The sequence below is a fragment of the Candidatus Obscuribacterales bacterium genome (assembly GCA_036703605.1).
GTDB lineage: Bacteria > Cyanobacteriota > Cyanobacteriia > RECH01 > RECH01 > RECH01.
This window is the reverse complement of the sequence record DATNRH010000183.1, coordinates 1-5444: the sequence shown is the minus strand read 5'-3', so window position 1 is coordinate 5444 and position 5444 is coordinate 1. Positions and strand designations below refer to the sequence as shown.

The following is a 5444-nucleotide window of genomic DNA, read 5'->3' as shown; positions in this document are numbered from 1 at the left end:
AAATAGATGCCTGTCCCTAACCCCTGCAACCATAACCCTCTCGACTACCAAGAGCTTTTGGGAATGAAAGCTATGGGCGAACAAGATTACCCTATGAACGATTATTTCTATAGAACTAACTGAATCTGCGATCCTTGAGCCTGTTTTTGTACCTCTATGCGGGTTTGAAACGCCGCTTTGAGATGAGGAATATGCGTGACTGCTAGGATACAGGCAAAATCATCAGCGATCGCTTGGATCGCTGCCACCAAACGCTCACAGCCTGCCGCATCCTGGGTGCCAAATCCCTCATCGATAATTAACATTTGCAGCGGTGTGCCGGACTGCTGAGCTAATAGACGAGATAAGGCTAGACGAATGGCAAAATTCACCCGAAATGCTTCACCGCCAGAATAGGTTTCATAGGGACGGGTACCCTGGAGGTCACTAATTAAAATATCTAGGGTATCAATCAGCTTAGCATGACGTTTACTGCGTTTACTAGCACGCTGAGTAATAAACTGGACGTGCAATTGGTGGGCGCTGAGTCGTCCTAAGAGTTGATTGGTCTCTGCTTCTAGATGAGGTAAGATATTTTCAATCATCAACGCCTGAATGCCATTTTTGCCACAGGCTTGGGCCAGTTCTTGATAGACCCGATACTGGTGGCGCAGGGTTTGCACCTCGGTCTGTTGGCGATCGCGCTGGTCGATCAAGTCATCGAGCTGCTGCTGCTGTTGCTGGAGGCGACCCAGGTGAGCTAGGTGCTGATCCCGTTGCGATCGCCCCTCGGTTAGCTGATATTCCAAGAGAGCGATCGCTTCCGTGGCATCTGGCGTTGAGTCTAACTGCTGGGTAAGCTGCGCAATTTGCTGCTGCACCTCCTGTAGACGGTGCGATCGCTCCTGCCACTCGGCTTCAATCTGCTGGCGCTGCTGCTGTATTTGGGGTAGCTGCTGCTGGGCTTGGTGCAGATCGTGGTAACGCAACTGCCAGCCTTGATTCTGGCGAATGGCATCTTTCACGGCCGCATGGGCCGGGGCATCATAGCCAAGCTGAAGCAGGCGATCGCTGACCTCCTGAAGCTGTTGGTAGAGTGACGATTGGTGGTGTTGCTGCAGGTCATGATCGATCTGGGCGCGACGAGCTTCCAGAAGCGGACGCTGCTGGGCTAACTGGATCTGTCGCTGCTGGGCACTGTGAATTTCGGCTTGGCGCAGCTCTGCCCAACGCCAACGATCCACCTGTCCCCGCGCTAGGGCGTGATTTTTGTCGTCATACTGCAATTGGCTGAGGGTATGGTCAATTTCCTGCCACTCTTCCTGCCATTCTGCCGCATAGCCGCCCGATTCTAGGGAACATGCTAGGGCATCCCGCTCGGCAATCAGCTCCTGAAGCTGGGTTTTTACCGTCACCACACCCTGAAGCTGTTCCTGCAGACGCCCCCGCCGTTCGAGCATGGCTCCGTAATTCGCCAGTTCATAGTCCAAATCGCGATATTCCTGGCGCAGAACCTGAATCTCTCGCTCCGAGGCGGATAACTGCTCCCGCACCACCCAAAGCCGTTTTAGAATTGCAGCCTGGTCAGCTTGATGGCGTTCGAGTACCACCCGCCCATGCTGTTCATCCAAGGGGCGATCGCAAAGGGGACAGGGGGGATAGTCTGCCACCTCCAGTTGGTAGGGGGTGCCCTGATCCTGACAGGATTGTCGCCCTGCCTCCTGCGCATCTACCTGCAGCGATCGCAATTCTTCTTCAATGGATGGATTGAGGGAGCGATCGTTCAACCAAGGGCCTGCCTGCCGTTTCAGCCACTGAATTTTTTGATCTAGCTCCGCCAGTTGGGTTTCATAGATACGTTGATCGGCCTGCAGCCGTTCCATAAAATTACGGCGCTCCAGACCCTTATCGCGCACCTGCTGTTGATATAGCCGTCGCTCCTCTAAGTAATGGAGTTGGGTGCTCAGCTCTGCCGCAGACTGGGTTAAGTTGGGTTGCCGCTGCTCCTGAAGCTGGAGCTGCTGAATCTGATGGTTAAACGCATCCAGGCGCGCCTGTAGATGGGCCTGGGCTCGTTCCCACTGAGACTGGAGCTGCTGCCGCCGCTGGATCAGGGGTGCCACCTGCACCTGTAGGCGATCCAACTGCTGAAGCTGCTGCCGCGCTAGCCGCAGACGTTCTAAGGCGTCGCCAATTTCCCCTGCCTTACTAAGCACCTGCTGTACCTCCTGTTCCTGCTGCACCAGGGAGGTTAGCTGGGCCTCAACCTGGTGGTGCTGATCCTGCAGGACGGCGATCGCGGTTTGGTGCTGCTGCTGAAGCTGCTGGTGTTCTGCCGTCAGGGTTTGGTAGGTATGAAACGTTTGGGTAAGCGCTACATCCTTGGTTTGCAGCGCCTGCAGATGGACATAGCCCTGGGCGATGGCGTCGGATTGACTGAGAATGGTCTGCAGCGATCGCTCTTGGGTCTGTAATGTCGTAAGCTGCTGCTGGAGCTGCTGACAGTCTTGCTGAAGCTGCTGGGCTTGGTGATGGTGACGCTGGAGCTCCTGTTGCCCGAGCTGGCGCTGCTGCTGCTGGATGTGTAACGCCTGTACCTGAGCTGTATGTACCTGCTGCTGCTGGGTAAGCTGCTCCAAGGTGGTTTCCAAGGCCAAGCGTTCTGTAGCCAAGCGATCGCTCTGGAGAAGCTGCTGCTGAATTTGCTCTAATACTCGCTCCAGCACCTCCATCTCAGCACGAACCTGACGCGATCGCTCCTTCGCCTGTTCCGAAAGGCGATCGTATTGATCCAGCTTAAGCAAATCCGCCAGCACCTGCTTACGCTCCGCCGGCCGCTTCAGCATAAATTCATCTGCCCGCCCTTGACGCAGATAGGCCGAGTTAATAAACGTCTCGTAGTCCAGCTTAAGATGCTGCTGAATTAGACTTTGGGTGGCACGAGAACCCCGCTGGGTTAAGGTTTGGAATCCACTTGGAGTTTCAATCTGAAACTCCAGAGAACTGGGCTGCCCCCGATAGCGTGTACGAATAATTCGATAGACCTGCTCTCGATAACGAAAGGTATAGTCTACCTGAGCCTCCAACGCCCCTTGATAAATCACATCATCATCGCTCGCCGCTCGTCCCTGTCCCCAGACCGCCCAAGCGATCGCTTCCAGCAACGACGACTTACCTGCCCCATTGGCACCACAAATGCAGGCTACGTGCAATCCACGAAAATCCAGAGTAGCCTGGCGATAACTAAGAAAATTCCTGAGTTTGAGAGATTGCGGAATCATGGACCATTAGCCATGGACGATCGCTTGTCTCATAGCTTAACAGTACATTCGCACTTTGATACACATGAACGGAAAAATTTCTTAAAAATTCAGCCATTTGGCATTTGCTAGACCCATTTTTTCCTATCCCTCCCCATTGCTGCCTAGGTTCTGCATACTAAAGACACAGACTTTAAACCGCGATATCTTCATCCAAACCATGACAACGACTCAATCCACCATCTTTGAACGATTTCTGGCTCCCCTATTCAGCCAATTTCTTCTGGATGAAGCAGCCCTGCTCCGCCAACGCGACAGCATTGACTGGGAAACGGAGTGCGATCGCCTCTCGTCGCCCACGGTCGCTTATCCCGACTATTACCGTAGCCAAAATTTCCACGGCATCCAAAATGGTTACCTGACCGCCGACGCGGCGATCACCTATGATCCGATCACGCAATATGTGCTGCTGCCCAGCGAAACCTGGATTCGTCAAGGCCTGTGCGATCGCGTCCAAGGGCAACCCCGGCGCATCCTCGACCTAGGCTGTGGCACGGGTTCCACCACCGTGTTGCTCAAGCAAGCCTTTCCCGATGCCGAGGTAGTGGGTCTGGATCTATCGCCTCACATGCTGGTGATGGCCTACCAAAAGGCTCGGCTCCATGGTCTATCCATCGACTTCCATCACGGCCTAGCCGAAGCCACCGGCTTCCCCGATGCCAGCTTTGATGTGGTAACCGCGTCCCTGCTGTTCCATGAAACCCCACCGGCGATCGCCCAAGAGATTCTTCGGGAATGCTTCCGGCTGCTCAGTCCTGGCGGCCAGGTGCTGATTCTCGATGGCAACCAAGCCACCCTCCGCCAAGCCACTTGGCTCACCGAAATTTTTGAAGAACCCTACATCAAAGCCTATGCTGCCGGCTCGGTGGATGACTGGATGCAGGCAGTCGGCTTTGAAGCGGTGCAAACGGACAATAATTGGTGGAGCAACCAAGTCACCCGCGCCCAGAAACCCCTACCGGTCAACCGCCCAGACTGGTCACCCAGTGGTGATGTGCAAGTCGCTATGGGCTAATGAACGCGGAACAGCGATCGCTCTCCCAATCTGTCCAGGGGAGCGATCGTTGTTTTAATGAGACTGCCGAAGATGCGAAGAAAGCCCAAAGGTTAGGCACTAACAACTCATAGCAACTATCAAGTCCGGTTAAACAAGCCATGCATTCAAGGCTGGATAGTACCCGAATGTCTGTAGCCCCCTTGGTAAGGGGGCTACGAAGCGGGGGATCGAGTGCAGATATTCCATTAGAATCAGCCAAGCCACACCTCGACTACGTCTTTACACCTTTACCATTGCACTCAAAGCAATCGCTCCAGAAGGGTTAAGATCTGATGGATCTCTTTCCGCATCGATCGCATCTCTTGCTCAATGCTATCAAGACGCTGAGTTAGAGTATCTTGAGCTTGTGAGGGAGGGCTAACAGGTTGAGGCGGTATGGAGGCAGATGGGGAATGTTGGGCATTTAGCTTATCGACTAGGGTCGTCCAGCTTGTAGCCTTAACGCCCAACTGGGTCTTGGCTTCCTTGAAGCTGGAAAACTTTTCTTTCAGCACCTCCACTGTATAGGGTGTCTCTGACGCTGCTTGGGCTGCTCGATCGAGATCATCTTCAACCATCACAACCACCTCATCGATTAAGCGATCGTGGTTTTGGGCCATCTGGGCGGCAGCTCCCAAAATGCGAGATGTGGCCTTGATTTGGATTGCCTTTTCTTGACGAAGCTGATTGGCAACCTCACGCATGCGATCGCCCAAGGTAGGTTTTCGAGGAACCAGATCAGAGCCTGTGTCATCGCTCATAACCATGCCTTCCTACTCCGCAATGATCTCTTGAATGGCCTGCCAAATGCGCTTAAACTTTTGCACTAGACCAATAGGCGTTTCATCGGCACCATCTTGCACCGAGTTGACCAAGCTCTGAATTCGATCCATACGATTGGCTAGGTCTTCCATATTCCCGATCGCTGTGTCTTCACGGGATAGAGAATCGTGCAGCAAGGCCGTCATTTCACCAATTTCTTGCTTCAGACGCTCATTTTCGCGCTTGCGGCGAGTTTCCCATCCTTTAATGCCAGCTTTAGAGCGGCGCTCAAAGGTCAATTGGGTTTGGGCTTCATTGTAAAGCGTTAGGTATTGATCGCGTTCAGA

The 5444-nt window shown here is 53.7% G+C and carries 4 protein-coding genes; 1 reads left to right on the top strand and 3 read right to left on the bottom strand.

The features are described 5' to 3' along the window. Positions 1 to 107: 107 nt before the first annotated feature. Positions 108 to 3260, bottom strand: coding sequence for an SMC family ATPase (locus V6D20_03960; protein ID HEY9814946.1), 3153 nt, complete (start codon positions 3258 to 3260; stop codon positions 108 to 110). A 199-nt stretch (positions 3261 to 3459) separates the two neighbouring features. Here V6D20_03960 and V6D20_03955 point away from each other — a divergent pair, with 199 nt between their 5' ends. Continuing rightward, positions 3460 to 4314 carry a class I SAM-dependent methyltransferase gene (locus V6D20_03955; GenBank protein ID HEY9814945.1) on the top strand — a complete coding sequence of 285 codons (855 nt, stop codon included), beginning with the start codon at positions 3460 to 3462 and terminating at the stop codon, positions 4312 to 4314. A 281-nt stretch (positions 4315 to 4595) separates the two neighbouring features. On the opposite strand, the gene V6D20_03950 is transcribed toward V6D20_03955, so the two are convergent. Next, positions 4596 to 5096, bottom strand: coding sequence for a hypothetical protein (locus tag V6D20_03950; protein ID HEY9814944.1), 501 nt, complete (start codon positions 5094 to 5096; stop codon positions 4596 to 4598). A gap of 12 nt (positions 5097 to 5108) precedes the next feature. After that, positions 5109 to 5444 (bottom strand): hypothetical protein (locus V6D20_03945; protein HEY9814943.1); only part of this gene is annotated, 336 nt, incomplete at its 5' end.

Bases quoted from the DNA above. Each gene is read 5' to 3' on its own strand.
- V6D20_03960 (HEY9814946.1), bottom strand. From the start codon at position 3,260: ATGATTCCGCAATCTCTCAAACTCAGGAATTTTCTTAGTTATCGCCAG.
- V6D20_03950 (HEY9814944.1), bottom strand. From the start codon at position 5,096: ATGAGCGATGACACAGGCTCTGATCTGGTTCCTCGAAAACCTACCTTG.
- V6D20_03955 (HEY9814945.1), top strand. From the start codon at position 3,460: ATGACAACGACTCAATCCACCATCTTTGAACGATTTCTGGCTCCCCTA.